Below are 21,459 nucleotides of genomic sequence, written 5' to 3' on the forward strand. Positions count from 1 at the left end.
ACGACAACTTCCGCGTCAAGCGCTACATCGCCAAGTACACGATCAACCCGGCCATTGCCCACGGCATCTCGCACGTCGTCGGTTCGCTCGAAGTCGGCAAGTGGGCCGACTTGGTGGTGTGGAAGCCCGCGTTCTTCGGCGTGAAGCCCGCACTCATCTTGAAGGGCGGCAGCATCGCGCTGGCCGCCATGGGCGACCCCAATGCCTCCATCCCCACACCCCAACCCGTGCACTACCGCCCCATGTTCGGCAGCTTCGGCGGCGCCATGGCCAAGAGCAGCCTCACCTTCGTCTCGCAGGCCGCGCTGGCCGCCGGTGTGGGCGAGCGCTACGGCCTGCAGAAGACGCAGGAGGCCGTGCGCGGCTGTCGCGGCGTGACCAAGGCCAGCATGGTGCACAACAGCCTGCTGCCGAAGATGGAGATCGACCCACAGACCTACGCGGTGCGCGCCGACGGCGTCTTGCTCACCTGCGAGCCCGCCACCCGGCTGCCCATGGCGCAACGCTACTTCCTGTTCTGACACCCGATCCCATGCTGCAAGTCTCCAAACTCATTCCACAAGGCCAGGGCCTGGCGCGCAGCATGGTGCAGCGTGCCGCGCACCTGGAGTTGGACTGGGACATCCGCCAGAAGAGCCGCTTCGACGCGGTGGCTTCCGACGAGCGCCACGTGGGCGTTTTCCTGCCGCGTGGCACCGTGGTGCGCGGTGGCGACGTGCTGCTCACGCAGGACGGTTCGCTGTTGCGCGTGGTGGCCGCGCCGCAGGCGGTGCTGCGCATCACCGCCTGCCCCGACCACCCGGCCCACGAGCAGGCCTTCGACCTCATGCGCGCGGCCTACCACCTGGGCAACCGGCATGTGCCGATCGAACTGCAGCCGGACCACCTCAAGATCGAGCCCGACCACGTGCTGGCAGACATGCTGCGCGCCATGCACCTCACGGTGGTGGAGGTGCGCGAGCCCTTCGAGCCCGAGGCCGGCGCATACGGGGCCCACCACGCCGCCACTCCGGGCCACGGGCACACCCACAACCATGACCACGGCTGACCTGGTGGAGGCGCCGCCCCGCTCGGCTGCCAGCCTGCTGCAGATCCTCTGGCTTGCCTCTCCGGCGCTGCCGGTGGGCGGCTTCTCGTATTCCGAAGGGCTTGAATCGGCAGTCGACGCCGGCCTGGTGCACGATGAATCGAGCGCTGCCGCCTGGCTCACCGACCAGTTGCACCTGGGTCTCGCACGCAGCGATCTGGCGGTGGTGGCGCAGGCCATTCCCGCCTGGCGGGCGAACGATCTGGCGCGCATCACCGAACTCAACCACTGGGTGCTGCAGACCCGCGAGACGCTCGAATTCCGCCTGCAAAGCGAGCAGATGGGCCGCTCGCTACTGGAGTGGGCGCGCCAGCTCGGCGAGCTGGGCACCGGCGTATTCGAGCAATTGCACAGCGCCCGCCTGGACCCGCCCACCTACCCCGTGGCCTGCGCCTGTGCGGCCGCCAGCACCGGCGCCAGCGTGCACGACAGCCTGGTCGGCTACGCCTTCGGCTGGTGCGAAAACATGGTGCAGGCGTCCATCAAGTCGGTGCCGCTGGGCCAGAGCGCCGGCCAGCGCATGCTCGCGCGCCTGGCGCAGCAGATACCGGCCGCGGTGGACCACGCCATCGCCCTGCACGACAATGACCGCCAGGCTTTCACGCCCTTGCTGGCCATCCATTCCGCCCGACACGAAACCCAGTACTCACGCCTCTTCCGCTCATGACACCGCTGCACCACATCCCCCGCCGCACCAAGACACTGCCCCCGCTGCGCGTGGGCATCGGCGGCCCGGTCGGCTCGGGCAAGACCACGCTGCTGGAGATGCTCTGCAAGGCCATGCGCGACCGCTACGACCTGATCGCCATCACCAACGACATCTACACCAAGGAAGACCAGCGCATCCTCACCGTGAGCGGCGCGCTGCCGGCCGAACGCATCATGGGCGTGGAGACCGGTGGCTGCCCGCACACCGCGATCCGCGAAGACGCCTCCATCAACCTGGAGGCCATCGACCGCATGCTGGGTGAGTTCCCCGACGCCGACGTGGTGTTCATCGAGAGCGGCGGCGACAACCTCGCCGCCACCTTCAGCCCCGAACTCAGCGACCTCACCATCTACGTGATCGACGTGGCCGCGGGCGAGAAGATCCCGCGCAAGGGCGGTCCCGGCATCACCAAGAGCGACCTCTTCGTCATCAACAAGACCGACCTCGCTCCCCACGTGGGCGCCGACCTCGAAGTGATGAAGGCCGACACCGCGCGCATGCGCCCCGACAGCGTGCGCCGGCCCTGGGTGATGACCAACCTCAAGACGCTGGCCGGCGTGGACGAGGTGGTGCGCTTCATCGAGACGCGCGGCCTGCTGCCCAAGCCGCAGCCTGAAGCCGCGGCCGTCGCAGGCTAAAATCCCGCCATTGCCGACGCATCCGGAGACTTGGGTGAGCGGTTTAAACCAGCAGTCTTGAAAACTGCCGACCCGCAAGGGTCCGTGAGTTCGAATCTCACAGTCTCCGCCAACGAATTCAAGGGCCTTGAGCAATCAAGGCCCTTTTTTCTGGCCTCAGCGCAGACGGATCTGGTTCGGCAACGGCATGGACAGGCGCAGCACGTCTTCGGCCAACCACAGCGCCGAGCGCCTGGCGCGTTCGGCCACGAAGGGCAAGGGCAGCTGCAGGTAGTCGTCGTTGAACACCTCGAAGCTGTAGTCGCCGCTGTAGCCCAGGCGTTCCAGCGACAGCACCAGCGCGGCCAGTTGTTCGGTGTGCACCCCCTCGCCCGGGAACACGCGGAAGGTGCGGGCGGTGGTCATGCGCTCCTCGAAGGTCGGGGTTTCCTGCCACATGAAGTCGGCGAGCTGGACCAGGAAGATGCGCTGCGGATCGAGCAGGTCGATTTCCTCCAGCGCCGTGTTGCTGGCGAAGAGATGGAAGGCGTCCAGCCCCAGACCGAGGTTGGGACAGTTGGCCCGGGTGATCACGTCCCAGGCCACCGGGAATTCGTTGATGGTGCGGCCCCAGGACAGCGCCTCGAACGCGATCTTGATGCCGTGCGGAATCGCCAGCATGGCCAGCTTGCGCAGGTCGCGCGCGATCTGGTCGAGGTCGGTGCCGGCGTGGCGCGAGGTGGACGAACACGCCAGCAGCACGTCGCAACCCAGCTCGGCGCACATCTCCAGCATCTGTTTGGCGATCTCGACCTTGTAGTCGTGCAGATGGCCGCTCAGGCCTTCAAAGTCGCGCAGCACCTGAAAGCCCGTGCCGCGCAGACCGCTGCGGTGCACCGCTTTGACGGCGGCCTTCCAGCCGTTGGGGTGTCCCACCAGGTCGTTGGCCTTGAGCATGACCTGGGAGAAGCCGGCGTCCTGCATGGCTTCGAGCTTGGCCTCCAGCGGGCCGGCCAGGGTGATCGTGTCCATGCCGAAGGCCTGGATCGACGGGTTGTGTTGAGCGGCCATGGCCTCACCCGACATGGTTACCAGGCGCACCGTGCACCAGCTCGAAGGCCACCGAGCCGAGGTAGGTGCGAGATATGGCGCCCCGACCTTCGCTGTGGGCCTGCTCGGTCTCGACGAAGTCCAGCCCCAGCGCCCGCAAGGCGCGCACGGCGGCCAGCACATCGGGCACACCCAGGCCGATGCGCTGGAATTTTTCGGAGCTGTCCCGCACGTTGATGTCGGGCTCCACCAGTTGCAGCATGAAACGGTTGGCCGGGTGCAGGGCCGGCGCCATCAGCAGCTTGCCCTTGGGCAGGATCCCGTAACGCTCTTCGTCGGGGATGGGCGTCATGCCGAAGAGCTCGCCGTAGAACTCGATCCAGTCCACGGCCCGGTCAGCACCGATGTACTGCACGATGCCGAAAAATTCGATGCCGGCGGTGGCCGGCGGGTGTTGGTCCACCGAGGGAATGGGCACGAAGTCCACGTCGTAGATCGAGAACTCTCGGTAGCGGTCCACGAAATAGATGCGGCTGCCACCCACACCGTGAATGGCCGGAATGTTGAGCTCCATCACTTCCGGGTGGGTGTGCACGGGCCAGGCGCCGCGCGACAGCACGGCCTGGTAGGCCGCCCGGGCATCGCGCACGCGCAGGGCCACGGCGGAAATGGCAGGCACATCGGCACCGTGGCTGGCGGCCTTGGAGTCCAGCGGCGATGAGTTGACCACGATGTTGATCTCACCCTGGCGGTACAGCAGCACCTCGCGCGAGCGGTGGCGGGCCACCGGGCGAAAACCCATCATCTCCAGCACCTGGCCAAGCGCCTGGGGTTTGGCGGTCGCGTACTCGATGAACTCCACACCATCGAGACCCACAGGATTGTCCGGGTCGCCGAACGAAGGCTGCAGGGGTTCGCGGCTTGGATCGCGCGTGGTCAGGAAGTCGCTCATGGTCGGTGGCCTCCGATGGGTGGGATGAAGAACGCAGGCTGTCAGTAGCTCAGTCGCGCCACGCTGCGCAGTGTCTCGGCGGTGGCGGTGGGCAGGTCGAAGAATTCCAGGTAGGCCGGTATCTGCTCGAACAGCATGTCGGTGCCGATCTGCACCGGGCAGCCCCGCGCCTGCGCAGCGCGCAGGAAGGCGGTCATTTCGGACTTCATGACCACCTCGCCCACAAAGGTGTCGGGTGACAGGCGCGACACGTCCATGGGCAGCGGGTCACCGTCGTTCATGCCCATGGGCGTGGCGTTGACGACCAGGTCGTGTGCGGCCGGGTCGTTGCTGCCGGTGACCACCTCGATGTCGGGGTACTCGCTCTTGAGGCGTTGGGCCAGCGCTTCGCACACGGTGGCCTGCGCATCGAACAGCGAGACCCGGGCCACGCCGGTGGCGGCCAGCGACGCGGCAATGGCACAACCCACACCCCCGTTGCCCACCACCAGCACCCGCGCGCCCTGCAGCTTCAGGCCTTTGCGCTGCACGCCGCGCACGAAGCCGGCGCCGTCGAACATGTCGCCCATCAGGCGCCCGTCGGGCAGCCGTTTCACGGCATTGCAGGCGCCCGCCACCTTCACGGTGGGCGTGACCACGTCCACCAGATCCACCGTCACCACCTTGTGCGGCATGGTGATGAGCGCGCCACGGATGTTGGTGAGCTTGAACACGGCCCGCAGGAACGCGGGGTAGTCCGGCGTCTTGCAGCCCATGGGCACCACCACCGCGTTGATCCCTTCCCGCTCGAAGAACGGGTTGTAGATCATCGGCGACTTGAAGGTGTGCGTCGGGTAGCCGATGTGGGCAATGATTTCAGTGAGGCCGTTGATCATGGGAGACACCAGGGCGGGACTTCTTTCATGCCGTCGTGCTTACTTGCGCAGCTTGTCCAGCTCGCTCATCATGGCACTCACGGTGGCTTCGCCCACGCTGGCGGTGTGCTTGGCCAGCACCGGCTTCATCTTCTCGCGCAACTTCGCCACTTCGGCGGGTGGCAGCTCGGTGACCTGCATGCCGCTCTTCTTCAGGTTCTCCAGCGTGGTGGCCTGTGCGCTGCGGGATTGCTCGCGCTGGTACTTGGCCGATTCGGCGGCGGCGTCCTGCAACAGCTTTTTGTCGTCAGCCGACAGCGTGTCCCAGAACTTCTTGCTCACCACCACCGACTGCGGGTTGTACTGGTGGTTGGTGATGGCCAGGTGCTTCTGCACTTCGAACAGCTTGGCGCCCTGGATCGTGGCCAGCGGGTTCTCCTGTCCGTCCACCGCCTTCTGCTCCAGCGCTGCGTACAGTTCCGGGAAAGGCAGCGGCGTGGGGTTGGCGCCGAGCGCGCTGACCCAGTCGACGTTGATCGGGTTGGGGATCACGCGCAGCTTCAGACCGGCGATGTCTTCCACCTTGTTGATCGGGCGCTTGCCGTTGGTGATGTTGCGAAAGCCCAGCTCGTAATACGCCAGGCCGACCAGGCCCTTCTCCTGCAACTTGTCGTGCAGGCCTTTGCCGAAGGGGCCGTCGACCACGGCGTCGGCTTCGCGCGCGTTGGCAAAGAGAAAGGGGAAGTCGTAGATGGCGAAGTCCTTCACCAGGCTGGCGAAGATGCCCGAGTTCATCGACGCCATCTCCAGCGTGCCGCCCTGCATGGCCGACAGGTTGGCCTGGTCGCTGCCGAGCGCACCGCCCGGGAAAATATTGACCTTGAAGCGTCCGCCCGACTTGGCTTCGACGATCTCGCCGAACTTCTCCATGCCCATCACGATGGGATGGCCCTTGGCGTTCTGATTGACGAACTTGATGGTGCGGGTCTGCGCCTGCGCCATGCCTGCGGTAGCCAGGGTGGCCAGTGCGGCGGCGGCGAGCACGGTCTTGAGGAAAAAGCGTTTCATGGTTGTGTCTCCTGGGGTGGCGAAATCGGGACGCTCGAAATGAAGGAGGCGGGTGGTGGCGTGCCCATGCAGCACCCGCCCCGGAAGGCTCAGCCGTAGAGCCAGCGCGCAGGCACCAGCACCAGGTCGGGGAAGATGATGAGCAGGAACATCGTGGCGAACTGGGCCAGCATGAAAGGCCACACGCCGCGCGTGACCTGGTCCATGCTCATCTTGCCGACGCCGGCCACCGTGCTGAGCACCGTGCCCACCGGCGGCGTGATCAGGCCGATGGCGTTGTTGATCATGAACAGCACGCCGAAGTACACCGGGTCGATGCCGGCGGCCTTCACCAGCGGCATGAAGACCGGCGTGAGGATCAGGATGGTGGGCGTCATGTCCATCGCGGTGCCCACGATCATGGTCAACACCATCATGGCGACCAGCAGCATCGTGGGGTTGTCCAGAATCGGCTCGAGCACCGAGACCAGTTCACCCGGCAGGTTGGCCACCGTGATCAGCCAGGCCGAGACCATGGCCGCGGCCACCAGAAACATGATCACCGAGGTGGTCTTGGCCGCCGCCAGGAACAAGCCGTACAGCTGGCTCAGGCGCAGCTCCCGGTAGACCACGGTGGAGATGAAGAGCGCGTACACCGCGGCGACCACCGCCGCCTCGGTGGGGGTGAACACGCCGAACTTCAGACCGACCACCACGATCAGCGGCAGGACCAGTGCGAAGGTCGCGTCCTTCAGGGAAGAGAGCACTTCATGGCGGTTGGCGCGCTTGGCTGGCGCAATGTCGTCCTTGCGCATCAGGATCCACCAGGTGATCCAGAGGGCGGCCGCCAGCAGGAGGCCCGGAAAGATGCCGGCCATGAAGAGCTTGGAGATCGACACGTTGGCCGCCACACCGAACACCACAAAGCCGATGCTGGGCGGAATGATTGGCGCAATGATGCTGGCCGAGGCCAGCAGGCCCGCCGAGCGCGCCTTGTCGTAGCCGGCCTTGTTCATCATCGGCAGCAACAGGGCCGCCAGCGCCGCGGCGTCGGCCACCGCCGAGCCCGAGAGCGCCGCCAGCATCACCGCGGCGATGATGCCCACGTAGCCCAGCCCGCCGCGCACGTGACCCACCAGGGTCATGGCGAAGTGCACGATGCGCCGCGAAAGACCCCCCGCATTCATGATCTCGCCGGCGAGCATGAAGAACGGCACGGCCAGCAACGGAAAGCTGTTCGCGCCTTCGATCGCGTTTTGCGCGAGGATCTGCGCGTCGAAGATGTCCAGGTGCCACATCAGGGCGGCACCGCACAGCAGCAGGGAAAAGGCGATCGGCACACCCAACGCCATGGCACCCAGCAAGGCGCCGAGGAAGATGGCGATGGTCATGGCTTGTCTCCAGCCGGTGGTTTTTCAGGGTGTCCGGTGGGCATGTCGTCTGACTCGCGCACGCCGATGAGTTCTGCCTCGCTCAATTGCCCGCTCAGCAGTTTGTAGAGGTCGTTGAGGACCACCAGCCCCGCCATCACGGCGAACACCACACCACTCGCATAAAAGCCGGCCATGGACACCTCCATGACCGCGCTGGTGGTGCCGAGGTTCACCACCGTCTGGTCCCAGGCACCGACGAACATCTGCCAGCAGATGAAGAGCATCAGCAACTGGGCGATGACCATGCACAGTTTCTTGCCGCCCAGCGGCAAACGCGAGATCAGCGTGTCGGTGCCCAGGTGGGCGCGGTCGCGCATGGCCACCAGCGCGCCCATGAACGTCATCCAGACGAACAGCCAGCGCGACAGTTCTTCCGACACCGCAATGCCGCTGTTGAAGCCGTAGCGCAGCACGACATTGCCGAACACCAGGACGACCATCAGGCCGAGGCAGCCGACCATGGCCACCGACAACAGCCGGCAGTAGTGATCGATGAGTTTTTGCACCATGCGTTTGTCTCCTCTTGGGTTCATTTTGTACGAACTGGTTAGTTTGCTATTCAGGGAAAACCCGGGCATTAGCCCTCAATACGACAACCGGCATGACCAAGGGTTTGCACCAATCTGAGAACTAACCAGTTCGTACAAACTTCTTGTCCGCTGCGCCACGCTTGTACCGGCTTCCGACATTCCCGGGCCAGCACCCCGAACGACTGCCGGGCACCGCAGTTGAAACCAAAGAGGAACACAGATGAAAAAAATCGCCATCACCGCGGCCCTGCTCACCCTGGCAGGCGCTTCCAGCGCTCAGTCGGCGGTCAACCTGTTCGGCATGATCGACCTGAACCTGACCAATGCCAAAGCCGGCAACGTGGCGGGTGGACAGAGCCTGACCACCATGAACGACGGCACACTCAACGGCCTGAACGGCTCGCGCTGGGGCATTCGCGTGAACGAAGACCTCGGCGGTGGCCTGAAGGCTGGTGCATTGCTCGAATCGGGCGTCCTGGCCGACAACGGAACCGCTGCCCAGGGCGGTCGCGCGTTCGGTCGCCAGATCTTCGTTTCGCTGGCATCGGATGCGGCCGGTGAACTGCGACTGGGTCGCCAGTACATCCTGAGCGATTCGGTGGTGGGCCAGGGCAACCCGTTCGGCAACGCGCTGGTGAACAACCCCACCACGTCGGTGACCAACATGGGCCGCAACCTGCCCGTGTTCCTCAATGCGCCGCGCGCCGACAACACGGTGCAGTACCAGACCCCGAATCTGAGCGGCTTCACCGGCGCCTTCCAATGGGCTCCTGGTGAAGGCGTGACGGACAAGTTTTACGGCGCACGCGTGGCGTACGCGGCGGCTCCGCTGTACGTGGGCCTGGCGTACGAATGGAACAAGCCCCGCACCGGCGGCGCGAGCACCAACAAGTCGCTGACGCTGTCGGCCAACTACAACTTCGGCAGCTTCAAGCTGCTCGGTGGCTTGCAGCGCAACCGCGACCTCACCACCACCAGCGGCAACGGTGCCGCGGTGGGCGTGAGCAACCTGATCGTGACCGGTGACACCACCTTCACGATGAACCAGAACGACGGTGTGACCGTGGGTGTGGAAGTCCCCCTGGGTCAGACCACTGTCGGCCTGAACTACACCCGGGCCACCTACAAGAGCGCGGCGGCCAACGAAGCGGATCTGGGCAAATTGGCACTCGCCGCCCGCTACGGGCTGTCCAAGAACACCTTCCTGTACACCGGCATTTCCATCGCCACTGGCGATCTGAAGGACCACATCAGCCAGAAACGCGTGGTCCAGCTCGGCATGCGCACGGCCTTCTGAGGGAACGGCCCATCGCAGGAGATGGGCCTTTTTTTCAGGCGCGCACGTAGCGCACGACCATGTCGATCACGTTGGCGCGGCGCTGCGCCAGCACCTTGGGGTCTTGCACCTGGTGCTTGAAGATCTGGCTGAAGGTGTACTGGTTGGACACATTGAAAAAGGACAGCGCGGAGATGCTGGCGTGGATGTCGATGGGGTCCAGGCCGGGGCGAAACACGCCCTCGGCCACGCCTCGGTCGTAGAGGTTTCGGATGGACTGGATGGCTGGCACGTTCAACGCCTGGATGCTCTTGCTCTGGGCGATGTACTGACCGCGCAACATGTTTTCCGACATCACCAACCGCACGTAATCCTGGTTGCCGTTGTGGTGGTCGAAGGTGAATCCCGCCAGGGTGCGCAAGGCTTCCTCAGGCTGCAGATTTTCCAGTTTCAATTCGCTCTCGATGCTCCGGACCCGGCGGTAGGACTCCTCCAGCACCGCGACATACAAACCTTCCTTGCTACCGAAATAGTAGTAAATCATGCGCTTGCTGGTGCGCGTGGCCGCGGCAATCTCGTCGATGCGCGCGCCGGCCAGGCCCTTGTCCGCAAACTCGTGGGTGGCCACCTTCAGGATCTCGGCCATGGTCCGCGCCGGGTCGTTGGTGCGCCCTGTGACGCCGGTCCCCGATGGCGCGCCAACAACTCCCGCGCCCTTGGGCAAAGGCGCTGCGGATTTGGCGGTGAGGGAATGTACTGCGTCGTTCATTCCCGAAGTATAGAAGCGCCGATGCGCGTGGCCGCGAGGCGCGTTGACATCCTCTTTCGCACAGGAAACACCCGCTTGCAAAACATTCCACTCGACCCACTTCAAATGCGATCAATTCTCATTTAAGATGACCTCGCAAGCCATCCCAGGTCCCTCTCCACTTTCGAATCCGGACCGGCAGCCAGCACCGCTCACCCCTTGTTGCGATGTCAAAACCCTGTCTGGAGACCGCCGTGAACACCGATACCGAACTGCCTGAGGACGAAGAACATGTGCTGCCCTGTACCGAGGCCATGCTGGCCGGCACGCTGGCGCTGATGACGGGGCACGCCCAGAGCGCTTGCGCCACCCAGCGCGATCTCATGGGCAGAAAAATCCGCTCCAACCTGTTTTTTCTGGGCCAACACCCGGGGCTCACGCCGAGCTTTCGCACCGTGCTTCAGCGCATGCACCAGCATTGGGACACGCTGGTGATGGGCAGCGACGGGTCGGCAGCGCAATCCTCGCACAACGATGACCTCTTGCCGGAGCGACGCCTCTGGCACACCACGGCGTCCACGGTGCAATGAGCGCCATGCATGCGGGGGTGCTGCGGGAACACGCTGCCCTGACCCGCCATCTGGGCACCCTCCAGGACCGCATCTCCCGACTGCTGCGCGAGAAGGAGACCGAGGTGCAAGCCTTGTCCGGTGAAATCGTCCGTCTGCGCGCGCAACTGCTGCTTTCGCGAACGTCGAAGCTGTGGCGCATGAACTGACCGCTGGCGTCGACGGCTGAGGTTCTGTTTCAGATCTGAACGCCAGAAACACCAACGGGCCGTGAGGCCCGTTGGTGTTTCTGCATCTGAAGCGTTTGAACATTCATGGGCATGGGCCCTGTGAGGTGAAGAAAACCCGACCCGGGCGGGACACGTCCGTCAATCTGACGGCTGAGCCTCCCGCCGCACGGGTCGACCGCATCACTGCTGGTTCAGTTGACCAACGGTCATGCCATCGGCAGCACGCAGGCCGGCTTGGCGAATCTGTTCGGCTTGCTCGGGTGTGGCCACGACGGGGTACTTGTTGTCGGCGAAGTCAACCAGGCCCAGGCGCTGGGCTTCATTGAGTTCGGCCAGCACTTGCGCGCGGGTCTTGCCGGGGCCGGTGGGCACATTGAAGGTCACGATGTCCGTGTCAGCCAGTTGGCCCAGACGACGGGCTTCGGCGAGTTCGGCCTTCACTTGTGCGCGGGTGACGGTGGAACCAGCGGGCACTTCAAATTTCACGATGGTGCCGTCGGGCAATTGGCCGGCGTCGCGGGCGGCGATGGCCTGGGCTTGCACTTCGGCGCGCGTCAGCGGGGCGTTCTGGGCCATGGCGGTACCGGCGGTGGCGGCGAGGATCAGGGGCAGGAGGATGGTGGTCGAGAGTTTCATGATGAGTCCTTGTGAGAGCGTTGGGGAGGAGACTGGTGTGCCGCTTTGTGTTTGGCACAGGAAGAACTTTAAAAACCAAGGTTGTCGTTTCCCGAACGCCAGAATGACAAATTCGTAATACAGAAAAAAGGCCATTTCCACGACAATTTGGGCTTCTCCCCAGGGGTGACACGCCCCTGCCCTCAATCCCTATGGACTCCTGCCAATGCGAGTGCTGGTCATTGAAGACGAAGCCAAGATCGCTGACTACGTCAAGCGTGGCCTGTCCGAGGCCGGCTATACGGTGGACGTGGCGCGCGATGGCATCGAAGGCCGCTACCTCGCGCTGGAAGGCGACTACCAACTCGTGGTGCTCGACATCATGTTGCCGGGCATCGATGGTTTCGGCGTGCTGGCGGCCTTGCGCGAGAAGCGCGGCACGCCGGTGCTCATGCTCACCGCACGCGACCGCGTGGAGGACCGCGTGCAAGGCCTGCAGGCCGGTGCCGATGACTACCTCGTCAAGCCCTTTGCCTTCTCCGAACTGCTCGCTCGCGTGGGTGCCTTGCTGCGCCGGGGCCCGGCGGCCACCGAAACCGCCAACACCCGCATGGCGGTGAGCGACCTGGAAATGGACCTGCTCAGCCGCAAGGCCTGGCGCGCCGGGCAGCGGCTGGATCTCACCGCCAAGGAGTTCTCGTTGCTCGCGCTGCTGGCAAGGCGCAAGGGGCAAATCCTGTCGCGCACGACCATTGCCGAGCAGGTGTGGGACATGAACTTCGACTCGGACACCAATGTGGTGGAAGTGGCCGTGCGCCGCCTGCGCTCCAAGATGGACGATCCCTTCAAACCCAAGCTGCTGCACAACGTGCGCGGCATGGGCTATGTGCTGGAGGAGCGGGCATGAGTTCGCAAGCCATGCCTTCCACCGTGCCGTGCGCCTACTCCATCGGCCGGCGCCTGTCGATACTGCTGGCGATCCAGACCGTGATCGGCCTGGGCGTGTTGCTGGCGTTCATCTACGGCGCGACCACCATGCTGTTCACCGACAAGCACGAGGAAGAACTGCGCGGCTACTCGGCTGTGCTGGTCGACGTGGTGCGGGACGCCGACGCCAAGGGCGGCGAGGCCGAGATCAAGGCCAAGCTCGCCTGGCTGGCCGAACGCCGCCCGGGCACCTTCGTGCAGGTTCAGCGCGCCGATGGCAGCGAGCTCTACCGCGACAAGGCACCCACCTTCGACGTGACCACCTCGGTCTCGCGCACCATGCCTTTCACGGTCGAGCCGGTCAGCGGTGCCGGTCCCTTGCAAGGCACCGTGATACTGGACTGCACGCAAGACGCCAAGACCATCAAACGCATGGCCTTGCTGCTCATCGCTGCCGTGCTGGCCGGTGCGGCGCTTGTGGGCTGGGGCACCTTCTGGCGCGTGCGCTGCAGCCTGCGGCCCCTGATCGATCTGGCTGGGCAGACCAAGGCCATCGACGCGCGCCGCCTGGGTCAGCGGCTCACCCTGGCCGAACCGGTCGAGGAACTGCAACCGTTGATCGACCAGTTCAACGGCCTGATGAACCGGGTTGAGCGGACCTACGAGCAGCTCGAAGGCTTCAACGCCGACGTGGCCCATGAACTGCGCACGCCCCTGACCAACCTCATTGGCCACACCGAGGTGGCGCTCAGCCGCGAGCGCAGTGTCGGCGAGCTTGAAGACACGCTGCACTCCAACCTGGAAGAGTTGCACCGTATGGCGGCCATCGTCAACGACATGCTGTTTCTCGCGCAGGCTGATCGCGGCGTGAAGGCGCGGCGCGGCGCGGCGGTGAGCCTGGCGCAACTGGTGCAACAGGTGGTCGAGTTCCATGAAGCGCCGATGGAGGAGCGCGGACTGACGGTGAGCATCGAGGGCGACACCCGGTTGTCCATCGACGAACCGCTGGTCAAGCGCGCCTTGTCCAACCTGCTGGGCAACGCGATCCGCTACGCCGACACCGGCACGAATCTGTGTGTGCGCATCGCACGCGAATCGGGCGACAGCGTGCGGCTGTGGGTGGAGAACACGGGGCCCTCGATCGAACCCGAGCACCTGCCGCGCCTGTTCGATCGCTTCTTCCGGGCCGATGCATCGCGTTGCGAGCTCGAAAAACCGCACCATGGCCTGGGCCTGTCCATCGTGGCCGCCATCGCCCGCATGCACGATGGCTTCCCCGCTGCCGAGTCCAGCGGTGGCACCACCCGCGTGGGATTCAGCTTGCACGCGGCCTGAGCAGCTTCAGTCCGCCAGAAACAGGGCCTGCAGGTCGCTGAGGAAATCGAAGCCGCGCTCGGTGGGCCACACCCGCGCCGCATCGCGCGCAATCAAGCCTTTTTGCAATGCCTGTGCCAAGCCCGGCTCGATGCTGGAGAGCGGCAGGCCGGTGCGCTCCATGAACTGCTGCAGGGAAAATCCTTCCTTGAGCCGCATGGCATTGAGCATGAATTCAAACGGCAGCTCGGCGCGCGAAACTTCGTCGGCACTCACGACAGCGTTGCCCTCGAGCGCCCGCTCCATGTACAGGCGCGGCTCGCGCACGCGCACCGGGCGCGCCACGCGATGGGCAAAGCTCAGCTTGCTGTGCGCGCCTGCGCCAATGCCCAGGTAGTCGCCGAACTGCCAGTAGTTGGTGTTGTGCCAGCAGCGGTGCCCCGCACGCGCATAGGCCGACACCTCGTAGCGCTGCAGCCCCGCCTGGCCGGTGAGTTCGGTGATGCGGTCGAGCATGTCCCAGGCCTCGTCTTCGGGCGGCAGGGCCGGCGGGTACTTGGCGAAGTAGGTGTTGGGCTCCAGCGTGAGGTGGTAGATGGAAATGTGCGGCGGCGAGAAGGCGAGTGCGGTGCGCACGTCGGTCTCGCAGTCGGCCAGGGTCTGCCCCGGCAGCGCGTACATGAGGTCGAGGTTGAAGGTGTCGAAGGCCTGCGCGGCCTCCTCCACCGCGGCCATGGCCTGGTCGCGATCGTGCACGCGACCCAGCGCCTTGAGGTGCACGTCGTTGAAGCTCTGCACGCCGACGGACAGGCGCGTCACGCCCGCCTCGCGAAACGCGCGGAAACGGTCTTTCTCGAACGTGCCCGGATTGGCTTCGAGCGTGATCTCGGCATCAGCGTCGAGCCGCAGCAGGGCGCGCACATCGCCCAGCAATCGGTCGATGGCCGCGGGTGAGAACAGGCTGGGTGTGCCACCGCCAATGAACACGCTGTGCACCGTGCGACCCCAGATGAGTGGCAGCGAGGCTTCCAGATCGGCGCGCAAGGCGTCCAGATAACGCGATTCGGGCAGCGGCTGGTCAGGCTCGGAAGTGGCGCTCCATTCGTGCGAGTTGAAATCGCAGTACGGACATTTCTTCAGGCACCACGGCAAGTGAATGTAGAGCGAGAGCGGCGGCAGGCTTTGCAGCTGCAGCGTGCCCGGGCGCATCCAGTGACCCACATCGTTCCAGGGCACATCGGGCTTGACCGTCTTGTGGCCCGGCAGACCACCTGGCCAGGACACCGGCTTGTCGGCACTCATGGTGCAGCGACCGGCGCAGGCGCGAACCAGCGTTCGCGCATCAACTCCAGCATGTGGCGGGCGGCACGCCCGCGGTGACTGTTGGCGTTCTTCACCCCGGTAGGCAGCTCGGCAAAGGTTTTGCCGAAGGCCGGCAGGTACATCACCGGGTCGAAGCCAAAGCCGTTCTCGCCGATCGGCCGCTGCGTGATGAGGCCGGGCGCGCGTCCCGTGGCCACCAGAGGCTCGGGGTCGTCGGCGCTGCGCAGGGCCACGAGCGTGCTCACCAGGGCGGCGCGGCGGTCGCTCACTCCCTGCATCTGTTCGAGCAACGCACGCACGTTGTTGTCGTCGCCTTTCGCGTAACCAAACTGCGTGGCGTAGTAAGCCGTGTCGACACCGGGCAGGCCGCCGAGAGCTTCCACACACAACCCGGCATCGTCGGCCAGCGCCGGCAGGCCGCTCACCTGCGCGGCGTGGCGCGCCTTGGCCAATGCGTTTTCCACAAAGGTGCGGTGCGGCTCGGGCGCTTCGGGAATGTTCAGATCGCGCTGACGCACCAGCTCGATGCCCAGCGGCGCAAAGAGCGCCCGCAACTCGGCAAGCTTGCCCTGGTTGTTCGACGCCAGGACCAGTTTCATGCCTTTGCAATATCCAGTGACTGCTTCTGCCAGGTCACGAGTTCGCCGATGCCCTTCTCGGCCAAGGCCAGCAACGCGTCCATCTCGCGGCGCGTGAAGGCCACGCCCTCGGCTGTGCCCTGCACTTCCACAAAATGCCCGGCGCCAGTCATCACCACGTTCATGTCGGTGTCGCAGGCCGAATCTTCCACGTACTCCAGATCCAGCAGCGGCGTGCCTTGCAGAATGCCCACCGAGATCGCAGCCACGTGGTCCTTGATGGGCGAGGTGGCTATTCTGCCGTCGGCGATCAACTTCGACACCGCATCGTGCGCGGCCACGAAGGCGCCGGTAATGCTCGCGGTGCGGGTGCCGCCGTCGGCCTGGATCACGTCGCAGTCGAGCGAGATGGTGCGCTCACCCAGCGCCTTGAGATCGAACACCGCGCGCAGCGAGCGGCCGATCAGGCGCTGGATTTCCTGCGTGCGGCCGCTTTGCTTGCCTTTGGCGGCTTCACGGTCGCTGCGGGTGTGTGTGGCGCGCGGCAGCATGCCGTACTCGGCCGTCACCCAGCCTTCACCGCTGCCGCGCTTGTGCGGCGGCACTTTTTCTTCCACCGAGGCGGTGCACAGCACCTTGGTGTGGCCGAACTCGATCAGCACCGAGCCCTCGGCGTGCATGGTATAGCTGCGGGTGATGCGCACAGGGCGCAGGGCATCGACGGCCCGTTGGCCGGGTCGGGAAACTTCACTCATGGGAAAACCTCAGGTGTTGCGTTCGGCCGTGCGGCGAATCGCTTCGTTGATCTCGGCGATCGATTGTTCGATCGCCGCGTCGTCCAGATCTTCCATGGTCGAGTCGGGCGTGCCCGACTGGATGGTGGAGGCAAACACGCCGTCCTCGATGTCCTCGGTGGACACGCGGGTGCTCTGGAACTCGTCAGCCGTCTCCCATTCCATGGCGAGCACGGTCACGTTGTCGCAGCGCGGGCCGCCCCGCTTGAGGGCGAGCTCGACCAGTTCGGGCACGGCCTGCTCCAGCGGGCGCTTGGACAACTCGGAAGTGATCTCCTCGTCGGTCACCGTGCCCCACAAACCGTCGGAGCACAGCAGCACGCGGTCACCTTGAAGCAACTGCACGGGCCCCGACAGATCGAACACCGGCTTGGCGGGTGAGCCCAGGCAGGTGAACAGAATGTTGCGATTGATGTGCTCGGTGGCCCGGCCCAGATGGGCCTGCTGCTCCATGTAGGAGTGGTCGCGCGTGCGGGTGAGCATTTCGCCGTTGCGCACCACATACAGCCGTGAGTCGCCACAGTGCACCCAGTACACATGGCCCCGCTCCATGACGGAGGCCACCAGCGTGGTGCGGGGCGTGTCGAGCATGCCCTTCTCAGCGGCGTAGCGAATGATCTGGTGGTGCGCGGCCATCAGCGCACTGGAGAGAAACTCGGGCACTTCCCTCACCGTGGGATTGGCCGCCTTCTGAAAGTAGGCCGAGAACGTCTGCAGGGCCAACTGAGCGGCCATGGCGCCTTCGGGATGGCCGCCCATGCCGTCGGCCAGCACGAAAAGGCCTGATTCACGGGTGTAGGCATAGCCCATGCGGTCTTCATTGCGCTCCCGCCCACCTTGGCGGCTGATCTGATAGACCGAAAATTTCATCGAAACTTGGTGCCGGCGTTGGTGGATTTGCGCATGACCTTCTTGTTGTCCGACACGATGTTGTCAAACTGCAGTCGCATCTTTTCGGCCACCGTGAGCTTGGTGTAACTGCGCTCGGTTTCGCGGCTGAGTTCTTTCTGCAGCGCAAACACCGATTGCGGACGCGACAAGGGATCGAGCGACATGCACCATTCGACCACCTCGATCAGGTTGTCGGAGTACACGCCGCGCAGGCGGGACAACGCCAACGACAGGCGGTCTTTTTCGAGCCGCTGCGGCGCATCGTTGGGTGGATAGCCCTGCATGCTCGCGTAAATACAGGCGCCAATCGCGTAGATGTCGGTCCATGGGCCCATGCTGGAGTCACGTCGGTACATTTCGGGCGCGGCAAAGCCGGGCGTGTACATCGGGCGAATGAAGTTGCCCTCTTTGCTCAGCACCTCGCGCGCGGCACCGAAGTCAATCAACACCGAGCGGTTGTCGTCGGTCACGAAGATGTTGGCCGGTTTGATGTCCAGGTGCAGCATCTTGTGCTGATGCACGATGCGCAGGCCTCGCAAGACCTCGTCGTAGAGCGAGCGGATGGTCGATTCGCGAAAGACCTTCTGCTTTTTCTGTTCGCGCGCCGTGATGATGAATTCCTGCAGCGATGCGCCTTCCAGGAAGTTCATGACCATGTACACGGTCTCGTTCTCGCGGAAAAAATTGAGCACGCTGACAACCGAGGCGTGAGAAATCTGGGCCAGCGCCCGGCCTTCTTCAAAGAAACTTTTCAGACCCAGGCGGTAGAGCGAGAGCTTCTCGGGCTGCACCTGTGGCAGCAGTTCGCCAGGCCCCCGCGTGGCCAGTGACGAAGGCAGATACTCCTTGACCGCGACCTGCTGGCCTTCGGTGTCCACCGCGAGGTAAACGACGCCAAAGCCACCCGCTGCCAGTTTTCGAACAATGCGGTAACCACCAATCACGGTGTCCGGCGGAAGCGGAGCGGGTTTGACCTTTGACATAATTCGGATGGTTTCCGGAACGCCTCGTTTTGGACCACTCAACCTGACGGGCAAAGTGCAATGGCAGTTTACAGCATGACCGGCTATGCAACGGCCCACCTGGGCGGGCCCGCAACGGCCGCGAACGCAGAGCCGGCGCGCGATCCCAAGCCGGGTCTGGGCCTGGAGATTCGCTCGGTCAACAGCCGCTTTCTCGACCTCACCTTCAAGCTTCCCGACGACCTTCGCGGATCGGAACCCGCCCTGCGCGAGCTGCTGATCTCACGCCTGAAACGCGGCAAAGTCGAGGTTCGCGCCTGGATCGAAGGCCGCAGTGATGCCATGCCGCGCTCGCCCAGCGCCCTTGAGCTCCAGAAGCTGGTTGGCCTGCAAGACAACGTGCGCGCCTGGCTGCCCACCGCAAGCCCCCTGTCGGTGGCCGAGGTGCTGCAGCTCACTTCGCGCCAGCAAGGCAACCCCGGCGAACTCAACGAAGGCCTGCAGTCTTTGGCCGACACGGCCATCAACAACCTCATGGAAGCACGCGAGCGCGAAGGCAAGCGTCTGGCGGCCATGCTGCTGGACCGCCTGGGTCAGTTGAGGCAACTGGCCAAGGATGCGCAACCCCTCATTCCCCAACTGGTGGCGCAGCAGCGCCAGCGCTTCATCGATCGCTGGAACGAAGCGTTGGCCGCCGGAGGACCGTCGGCAACGGGCAACACGGTCACGTCCGACATGGCCAACGACCGCGCCCTGACCGAGGCCACGGCGTTCGCCATCCGCATTGATGTGGCAGAGGAACTCACCCGGCTTGACTCGCACCTCACCGAGATCGAGCGGCTGATCAAAAAGGGGGCTGAGGTCGGCAAGCGGCTGGATTTCCTGATCCAGGAGTTGCACCGCGAGGCCAACACCTTGGGTTCGAAGTCCTCCAACCTCGAACTCACCCGCATTTCGGTGGACATGAAGGTGCTCATCGAACAGATGCGCGAGCAGGTACAAAACATAGAGTGAAGCACGACCCCCACGCTCCACCGCTGCGCGGGTCGCTGCCCCCCAAGGGGGCGCGTTTCGCCTTGGGACGGCCCGGCGGCAAAACACAACTTCGTATCTCGTAATGGAATATCCCGGAAACCTGTTCGTCGTCGCAGCCCCCAGCGGGGCAGGCAAATCCAGCTTGGTGAAGGCCTTGATGGAACTCGACTCGCGCGTCGTGCCCTCGGTCTCGCACACCACGCGCGCCCCCCGTGGCCAAGAGTTACACGGCCGCGAGTACTACTTTGTAAGCAAGGAAACCTTCGATCACATGGTCATCCAGGGCGCTTTCCTGGAATGGGCCATGGTGCATGGCAACCGCTACGGCACGTCCAAGATGGCCATCGAGCAACGCATGGCGCAAGGCGCCGACGTGGTGCTGGAGATCGACTTTCAAGGTGCAATCCAGGTCAAGCGCATCTTCCCCAACGCCGTGTTGGTCTTCATTCTGCCGCCCAGCTGGGAAGAACTGCGCTCCCGCCTGGAGCGCCGGGCGGAAGACTCTGCCGAGGTGATCGAGCTGCGGTTGGAGAACGCCGCCACCGAGATGACCCATGCCCGAGAGTTCGACTTCGTTATAATTAACGAGTTGTTCGAGCGGGCCCTGTTTGATCTCAAGGCCATCGTCCATGCACAGCGGCTCAAGTTCGCAGCCCAGCGTATCGCCCGCGGCGATACCTTCAAAGCGCTCAACATCCTCTGATCCCAAGCCCGTTTACTGGAGCCCGCCCATGGCACGCATCACCGTCGAAGATTGTCTGGAAAAGATTCCCAACCGCTTTCAGCTCGTGCTGGCCGCAACCTATCGCGCACGCATGTTGAGCCAGGGTCATGCACCCAAGATTGAAAGCAAAAACAAGCCGGGCGTGACCGCGCTGCGCGAAATTGCCGAAGGCAAGATCGGTTTGGAAATGCTCAAGAAGGTGCCGCTCTGACCTGAGCGCCGCTTCATCAAAAAACACCGCATTGCGGTGTTTTTTTTCGCCTACGCATCGTTCTGTCATCACACTATCACAGACATTGATGCGGCCGGGATCAGCCTCACTGCAGTAGACGTCATCTCAAGCTAAAGTACCGGGATGATCACCATGGCCGACAAGGGCTTCAATTCCTCTGCGGACGACCAGGCGCACCCAGCCGCCAGCGCGGCCGCAGCCAGCTTCGCCGGCTTGCTCGCGAAACTGGATTACCTGAGCCCAGGTGACATCGAAAGCATCCGGCAAGCCTACCGTTTTGCAGACGAAGCCCACCTGGGGCAACTGCGCAAGAACGGCGATCCCTACATCACCCACCCGATTGCAGTGGCGGCCCAATGCGCTGAATGGAAACTCGACGCGCAGGCACTCATGTCGGCCTTGATGCACGACGCCATCGAAGACTGCGGCGTGACCAAGGAAGAACTGGTGGAGCGCTTTGGCGCACCGGTGGCCGAACTGGTGGACGGGCTTACCAAGCTGGAGAAGCTGGAGTTCGACACCCGAGAGCAGAATCAGGCCGAGTCGTTTCGCAAAATGCTGCTGGCCATGGCCAAGGACGTGCGCGTCATCCTGATCAAGCTGGCCGACCGCACGCACAACATGCGCACCATGGGCGACATGCCGCGCAGCAAGTGGCAGCGCATCAGCAGCGAGACGCTGGAGATATACGCGCCGATTGCGCACCGGCTGGGCCTGAATTTCACCTACCGCGAACTTCAGGATCTTGCGTTTCGATTCCTGCATCCCTGGCGCTACGAGGTGCTGTCCAAGGCGCTCAACAAATCGCGCAACCGCCGCCGCGACCTGATTTCCCGCGTGCAGAAGGAGGTGGAGAGCGTGTTTGCCCGCCAGGGCCTGAGCGTGCGCATCATGGGCCGCGAGAAGACGCTGTACTCGGTCTACCGCAAGATGGACAACAAGCACCTGTCGTTCTCGCAGGT

The 21,459-nt window shown here is 64.3% G+C and carries 26 protein-coding genes and 1 tRNA gene; 14 read left to right on the plus strand and 13 right to left on the minus strand.

The window, feature by feature from the left end; all coding sequences use genetic code 11:
• The 5 genes from IV113_RS22070 to IV113_RS22090 form a co-directional block, all read left to right on the plus strand.
• The coding region (locus IV113_RS22070) for an amidohydrolase family protein (protein ID WP_291089626.1) at positions 1-521 on the plus strand (521 nt) is incomplete at its 5' end.
• A gap of 11 nt (positions 522-532) precedes the next feature.
• Entirely contained in the window at positions 533-1,048 is a 516-nt protein-coding gene (ureE, locus tag IV113_RS22075; RefSeq protein ID WP_363318652.1) for an urease accessory protein UreE, read from the plus strand.
• Positions 1,035-1,754 (plus strand): urease accessory protein UreF, encoded by a 720-nt coding sequence (locus IV113_RS22080; RefSeq protein ID WP_291089629.1) that lies wholly within the window; start codon positions 1,035-1,037, stop codon positions 1,752-1,754. Before ureE ends, IV113_RS22080 begins: the two co-directional genes overlap by 14 nt.
• On the plus strand, positions 1,751-2,434 hold the full coding sequence (gene ureG, locus IV113_RS22085; RefSeq protein WP_291089632.1) for an urease accessory protein UreG: 684 nt from the start codon (positions 1,751-1,753) through the stop codon (positions 2,432-2,434). The genes IV113_RS22080 and ureG overlap by 4 nt, the downstream gene beginning before the upstream one ends.
• Before the next feature lie 24 nt (positions 2,435-2,458).
• Positions 2,459-2,546: transfer RNA gene (locus tag IV113_RS22090), tRNA-Ser, on the plus strand.
• A gap of 44 nt (positions 2,547-2,590) precedes the next feature.
• On the opposite strand, the gene IV113_RS22095 is transcribed toward IV113_RS22090, so the two are convergent.
• The 6 genes from IV113_RS22095 to IV113_RS22120 all read right to left on the minus strand — a co-directional run bounded on the left by IV113_RS22095 (position 2,591) and on the right by IV113_RS22120 (position 8,258).
• The gene (locus IV113_RS22095) at positions 2,591-3,484 is read right to left on the minus strand and encodes a sugar phosphate isomerase/epimerase family protein (protein ID WP_291089635.1); all 894 of its coding nucleotides are present in this window, start codon (positions 3,482-3,484) and stop codon (positions 2,591-2,593) included.
• 4 nt (positions 3,485-3,488) lie between these two features.
• A complete protein-coding gene (locus IV113_RS22100) occupies positions 3,489-4,415 on the minus strand; it encodes a 4-hydroxyphenylpyruvate dioxygenase (protein WP_291089638.1) in 927 nt (308 codons plus the stop codon).
• 41 nt (positions 4,416-4,456) lie between these two features.
• Positions 4,457-5,290 carry a ThiF family adenylyltransferase gene (locus IV113_RS22105; protein WP_291089640.1) on the minus strand — a complete coding sequence of 278 codons (834 nt, stop codon included), beginning with the start codon at positions 5,288-5,290 and terminating at the stop codon, positions 4,457-4,459.
• Between the two features lie 39 nt (positions 5,291-5,329).
• Positions 5,330-6,337 carry a TRAP transporter substrate-binding protein gene (locus IV113_RS22110; protein WP_291089643.1) on the minus strand — a complete coding sequence of 336 codons (1,008 nt, stop codon included), beginning with the start codon at positions 6,335-6,337 and terminating at the stop codon, positions 5,330-5,332.
• Between the two features lie 89 nt (positions 6,338-6,426).
• A complete protein-coding gene (locus IV113_RS22115) occupies positions 6,427-7,707 on the minus strand; it encodes a TRAP transporter large permease subunit (RefSeq protein ID WP_291089646.1) in 1,281 nt (426 codons plus the stop codon).
• Positions 7,704-8,258 carry a TRAP transporter small permease gene (locus tag IV113_RS22120; protein WP_291089648.1) on the minus strand — a complete coding sequence of 185 codons (555 nt, stop codon included), beginning with the start codon at positions 8,256-8,258 and terminating at the stop codon, positions 7,704-7,706. The genes IV113_RS22115 and IV113_RS22120 overlap by 4 nt, the downstream gene beginning before the upstream one ends.
• A gap of 241 nt (positions 8,259-8,499) precedes the next feature.
• Between IV113_RS22120 and IV113_RS22125 the strand changes: the two genes are divergently transcribed.
• Positions 8,500-9,576 carry a porin gene (locus IV113_RS22125; protein ID WP_291089650.1) on the plus strand — a complete coding sequence of 359 codons (1,077 nt, stop codon included), beginning with the start codon at positions 8,500-8,502 and terminating at the stop codon, positions 9,574-9,576.
• Between the two features lie 34 nt (positions 9,577-9,610).
• On the opposite strand, the gene IV113_RS22130 is transcribed toward IV113_RS22125, so the two are convergent.
• Positions 9,611-10,201, minus strand: a complete 591-nt coding sequence (locus tag IV113_RS22130) for a TetR/AcrR family transcriptional regulator (RefSeq protein ID WP_291089693.1) — start codon at positions 10,199-10,201, stop codon at positions 9,611-9,613.
• A 356-nt stretch (positions 10,202-10,557) separates the two neighbouring features.
• Between IV113_RS22130 and IV113_RS22135 the strand changes: the two genes are divergently transcribed.
• Both IV113_RS22135 and IV113_RS22140 read left to right on the plus strand, forming a co-directional pair.
• The gene (locus IV113_RS22135; protein ID WP_291089653.1) at positions 10,558-10,893 is read left to right on the plus strand and encodes a hypothetical protein; all 336 of its coding nucleotides are present in this window, start codon (positions 10,558-10,560) and stop codon (positions 10,891-10,893) included.
• Complete coding sequence (locus IV113_RS22140) at positions 10,890-11,081, plus strand: hypothetical protein (protein ID WP_291089656.1); 192 nt, start codon at positions 10,890-10,892, stop codon at positions 11,079-11,081. The genes IV113_RS22135 and IV113_RS22140 overlap by 4 nt, the downstream gene beginning before the upstream one ends.
• A 201-nt stretch (positions 11,082-11,282) precedes the next feature.
• Here the strand turns inward: IV113_RS22140 and IV113_RS22145 are convergent, their stop codons facing one another.
• Positions 11,283-11,738, minus strand: coding sequence for a DUF4148 domain-containing protein (locus tag IV113_RS22145; protein WP_291089659.1), 456 nt, complete (start codon positions 11,736-11,738; stop codon positions 11,283-11,285).
• 205 nt (positions 11,739-11,943) lie between these two features.
• Here IV113_RS22145 and IV113_RS22150 point away from each other — a divergent pair, with 205 nt between their 5' ends.
• Both IV113_RS22150 and IV113_RS22155 read left to right on the plus strand, forming a co-directional pair.
• On the plus strand, positions 11,944-12,624 hold the full coding sequence (locus IV113_RS22150) for a heavy metal response regulator transcription factor (protein WP_291089661.1): 681 nt from the start codon (positions 11,944-11,946) through the stop codon (positions 12,622-12,624).
• Complete coding sequence (locus IV113_RS22155) at positions 12,621-13,979, plus strand: heavy metal sensor histidine kinase (protein ID WP_291089664.1); 1,359 nt, start codon at positions 12,621-12,623, stop codon at positions 13,977-13,979. Before IV113_RS22150 ends, IV113_RS22155 begins: the two co-directional genes overlap by 4 nt.
• 6 nt (positions 13,980-13,985) lie before the next feature.
• Here the strand turns inward: IV113_RS22155 and hemW are convergent, their stop codons facing one another.
• The 5 genes from hemW to IV113_RS22180 form a co-directional block, all read right to left on the minus strand.
• Positions 13,986-15,167 (minus strand): radical SAM family heme chaperone HemW, encoded by a 1,182-nt coding sequence (gene hemW, locus IV113_RS22160; RefSeq protein ID WP_291089696.1) that lies wholly within the window; start codon positions 15,165-15,167, stop codon positions 13,986-13,988.
• 89 nt (positions 15,168-15,256) lie between these two features.
• Complete coding sequence (gene rdgB / locus IV113_RS22165) at positions 15,257-15,880, minus strand: RdgB/HAM1 family non-canonical purine NTP pyrophosphatase (protein WP_291089667.1); 624 nt, start codon at positions 15,878-15,880, stop codon at positions 15,257-15,259.
• Positions 15,877-16,614 (minus strand): ribonuclease PH, encoded by a 738-nt coding sequence (rph, locus tag IV113_RS22170; protein ID WP_291089670.1) that lies wholly within the window; start codon positions 16,612-16,614, stop codon positions 15,877-15,879. Before rph ends, rdgB begins: the two co-directional genes overlap by 4 nt.
• Positions 16,615-16,623: 9 nt before the next feature.
• Positions 16,624-17,523 (minus strand): protein phosphatase 2C domain-containing protein, encoded by a 900-nt coding sequence (locus IV113_RS22175; protein ID WP_056272039.1) that lies wholly within the window; start codon positions 17,521-17,523, stop codon positions 16,624-16,626.
• Positions 17,520-18,527: a serine/threonine-protein kinase gene (locus IV113_RS22180; RefSeq protein WP_291089680.1), complete on the minus strand. Its 1,008-nt coding sequence runs from the start codon at positions 18,525-18,527 to the stop codon at positions 17,520-17,522. Before IV113_RS22180 ends, IV113_RS22175 begins: the two co-directional genes overlap by 4 nt.
• 60 nt (positions 18,528-18,587) lie before the next feature.
• Here IV113_RS22180 and IV113_RS22185 point away from each other — a divergent pair, with 60 nt between their 5' ends.
• The 4 genes from IV113_RS22185 to IV113_RS22200 all read left to right on the plus strand — a co-directional run.
• Entirely contained in the window at positions 18,588-19,520 is a 933-nt protein-coding gene (locus tag IV113_RS22185; protein WP_291089683.1) for a YicC/YloC family endoribonuclease, read from the plus strand.
• Between the two features lie 103 nt (positions 19,521-19,623).
• Positions 19,624-20,244, plus strand: a complete 621-nt coding sequence (gmk, locus tag IV113_RS22190) for a guanylate kinase (protein WP_291089686.1) — start codon at positions 19,624-19,626, stop codon at positions 20,242-20,244.
• A gap of 28 nt (positions 20,245-20,272) precedes the next feature.
• Positions 20,273-20,476, plus strand: coding sequence for a DNA-directed RNA polymerase subunit omega (rpoZ, locus tag IV113_RS22195; protein ID WP_056272051.1), 204 nt, complete (start codon positions 20,273-20,275; stop codon positions 20,474-20,476).
• Between the two features lie 144 nt (positions 20,477-20,620).
• Positions 20,621-21,459, plus strand: an 839-nt coding sequence (locus IV113_RS22200; protein ID WP_291089690.1) for an HD domain-containing protein, incomplete at its 3' end; no start/stop codon positions are given.

Origin of the sequence: Hydrogenophaga sp. (assembly GCF_018780385.1) — a bacterium.
Lineage (GTDB): Bacteria > Pseudomonadota > Gammaproteobacteria > Burkholderiales > Burkholderiaceae_C > Hydrogenophaga.

What these genes read in the sequence shown, in the direction of transcription:
- ureE (WP_363318652.1), top strand. Translation starts at nt 533, where the DNA reads ATGCTGCAAGTCTCCAAACTCATTCCACAAGGCCAGGGCCTGGCGCGC.
- IV113_RS22080 (WP_291089629.1), top strand. Translation starts at nt 1,035, where the DNA reads ATGACCACGGCTGACCTGGTGGAGGCGCCGCCCCGCTCGGCTGCCAGC.
- ureG (WP_291089632.1), top strand. Translation starts at nt 1,751, where the DNA reads ATGACACCGCTGCACCACATCCCCCGCCGCACCAAGACACTGCCCCCG.
- IV113_RS22095 (WP_291089635.1), bottom strand. Translation starts at nt 3,484, where the DNA reads ATGGCCGCTCAACACAACCCGTCGATCCAGGCCTTCGGCATGGACACG.
- IV113_RS22100 (WP_291089638.1), bottom strand. Translation starts at nt 4,415, where the DNA reads ATGAGCGACTTCCTGACCACGCGCGATCCAAGCCGCGAACCCCTGCAG.
- IV113_RS22105 (WP_291089640.1), bottom strand. Translation starts at nt 5,290, where the DNA reads ATGATCAACGGCCTCACTGAAATCATTGCCCACATCGGCTACCCGACG.
- IV113_RS22110 (WP_291089643.1), bottom strand. Translation starts at nt 6,337, where the DNA reads ATGAAACGCTTTTTCCTCAAGACCGTGCTCGCCGCCGCCGCACTGGCC.
- IV113_RS22115 (WP_291089646.1), bottom strand. Translation starts at nt 7,707, where the DNA reads ATGACCATCGCCATCTTCCTCGGCGCCTTGCTGGGTGCCATGGCGTTG.
- IV113_RS22120 (WP_291089648.1), bottom strand. Translation starts at nt 8,258, where the DNA reads ATGGTGCAAAAACTCATCGATCACTACTGCCGGCTGTTGTCGGTGGCC.
- IV113_RS22125 (WP_291089650.1), top strand. Translation starts at nt 8,500, where the DNA reads ATGAAAAAAATCGCCATCACCGCGGCCCTGCTCACCCTGGCAGGCGCT.
- IV113_RS22130 (WP_291089693.1), bottom strand. Translation starts at nt 10,201, where the DNA reads ATGGCCGAGATCCTGAAGGTGGCCACCCACGAGTTTGCGGACAAGGGC.
- IV113_RS22140 (WP_291089656.1), top strand. Translation starts at nt 10,890, where the DNA reads ATGAGCGCCATGCATGCGGGGGTGCTGCGGGAACACGCTGCCCTGACC.
- IV113_RS22145 (WP_291089659.1), bottom strand. Translation starts at nt 11,738, where the DNA reads ATGAAACTCTCGACCACCATCCTCCTGCCCCTGATCCTCGCCGCCACC.
- IV113_RS22150 (WP_291089661.1), top strand. Translation starts at nt 11,944, where the DNA reads ATGCGAGTGCTGGTCATTGAAGACGAAGCCAAGATCGCTGACTACGTC.
- IV113_RS22155 (WP_291089664.1), top strand. Translation starts at nt 12,621, where the DNA reads ATGAGTTCGCAAGCCATGCCTTCCACCGTGCCGTGCGCCTACTCCATC.
- hemW (WP_291089696.1), bottom strand. Translation starts at nt 15,167, where the DNA reads ATGCGCCCGGGCACGCTGCAGCTGCAAAGCCTGCCGCCGCTCTCGCTC.
- rdgB (WP_291089667.1), bottom strand. Translation starts at nt 15,880, where the DNA reads ATGAAACTGGTCCTGGCGTCGAACAACCAGGGCAAGCTTGCCGAGTTG.
- rph (WP_291089670.1), bottom strand. Translation starts at nt 16,614, where the DNA reads ATGAGTGAAGTTTCCCGACCCGGCCAACGGGCCGTCGATGCCCTGCGC.
- IV113_RS22175 (WP_056272039.1), bottom strand. Translation starts at nt 17,523, where the DNA reads ATGAAATTTTCGGTCTATCAGATCAGCCGCCAAGGTGGGCGGGAGCGC.
- IV113_RS22180 (WP_291089680.1), bottom strand. Translation starts at nt 18,527, where the DNA reads ATGTCAAAGGTCAAACCCGCTCCGCTTCCGCCGGACACCGTGATTGGT.
- IV113_RS22185 (WP_291089683.1), top strand. Translation starts at nt 18,588, where the DNA reads ATGGCAGTTTACAGCATGACCGGCTATGCAACGGCCCACCTGGGCGGG.
- gmk (WP_291089686.1), top strand. Translation starts at nt 19,624, where the DNA reads ATGGAATATCCCGGAAACCTGTTCGTCGTCGCAGCCCCCAGCGGGGCA.
- rpoZ (WP_056272051.1), top strand. Translation starts at nt 20,273, where the DNA reads ATGGCACGCATCACCGTCGAAGATTGTCTGGAAAAGATTCCCAACCGC.